The following is a 1,032-nucleotide window of genomic DNA, read 5'->3' on the forward strand; positions in this document are numbered from 1 at the left end:
CCGCCCGGACGCGACCGTCGGCCCGACGATCGTGGACACCCGCAGCCACCTGTATCCGGACACCGGGCGCGTCATGGGCTGGGACATCAGGAGCTCCGGCTTCCAGGTCGTCCTCGACCCGAAGGTCCCCGACCTCGTACGCCGCTACCTCCCCGATGGGGTCGAGGGATTCCTCAGTGACCACGGCCTGAAGCCGAAGGACGTGACTGCCTGGGTCTGCCACCCGGGCGGGCCCAAGGTCCTTCAGGCCGTCACCGAGGCCCTCGACCTGCCCGACGACGCACTCGATGTGACCTGGCGTCACCTGGCCGACGTAGGCAACCTGTCCTCGTCGTCGGTGCTCCACGTGCTGCGCGACACCCTGGCCGAGCGCCGCCCGCCGCCGGGCACCCCGGGTGTGCTGCTGGCGATGGGACCCGGCTTCGCCTGCGAACTCGTCCTGCTGCGCTGGTAGTTCGGACAGAAGAAGGAAACAGGACTCAGGACACATGATCTGGTACGGACTGCTGGTGGCCGCCGTCGCCGCCGAGCGCGTCGCCGAACTCGTCGTCGCCCGCCGCAACGAACGGTGGAGCACCGCCCGCGGCGCGACGCTGACAGGGCAGGGCCACTACCCGGCGATGGTCGCCCTTCACACCGGCCTCCTGATCGCCTGCCCGGCCGAGGCATGGCTGGCCGACCGGCCCTTCGTACCCGCCCTGGCCTGGCCGATGCTGGCCGTGCTGGCGGGCGCCCAGGCACTGCGGTGGTGGTGCATCCACACCCTGGGACCCCGTTGGAACACCCGGGTGATCGTCGTACCCGGCCTGCCGCTGGTGACGAGCGGCCCCTACCGGTGGCGGTGGCTGCGGCATCCGAACTACGTGGCCGTCGTCGCCGAGGGCGTGGCGCTTCCTCTGGTACACACCGCCGGGGTCACCGCGGCCGCGTTCACGGTACTCAACGCCGCCCTGCTCACCGTGCGCATCCGCTGCGAGAACCGGGCGCTCGCCGCCGCGACCACGCCGGCGTCGGCATGATCGACGTACTGGT

The 1,032-nt window shown here is 71.3% G+C and carries 2 protein-coding genes; both read left to right on the top strand.

Going from position 1 to position 1,032, the window contains the following annotated elements:
- Positions 1-454, top strand: a 454-nt coding sequence (locus tag ACWC91_RS41635; RefSeq protein WP_450643684.1) for a 3-oxoacyl-[acyl-carrier-protein] synthase III C-terminal domain-containing protein, incomplete at its 5' end; no start/stop codon positions are given.
- 34 nt (positions 455-488) lie between these two features.
- Complete coding sequence (locus tag ACWC91_RS41640) at positions 489-1,019, top strand: isoprenylcysteine carboxyl methyltransferase family protein (protein ID WP_376505978.1); 531 nt, start codon at positions 489-491, stop codon at positions 1,017-1,019.
- Positions 1,020-1,032: the final 13 nt, after the last annotated feature.

The sequence above is a fragment of the Streptomyces sp. NPDC001204 genome (genome assembly GCF_053598035.1).

Excerpts from the sequence above, each read along its gene's own strand:
- ACWC91_RS41640 (WP_376505978.1), top strand. The coding sequence starts at position 489 with ATGATCTGGTACGGACTGCTGGTGGCCGCCGTCGCCGCCGAGCGCGTC.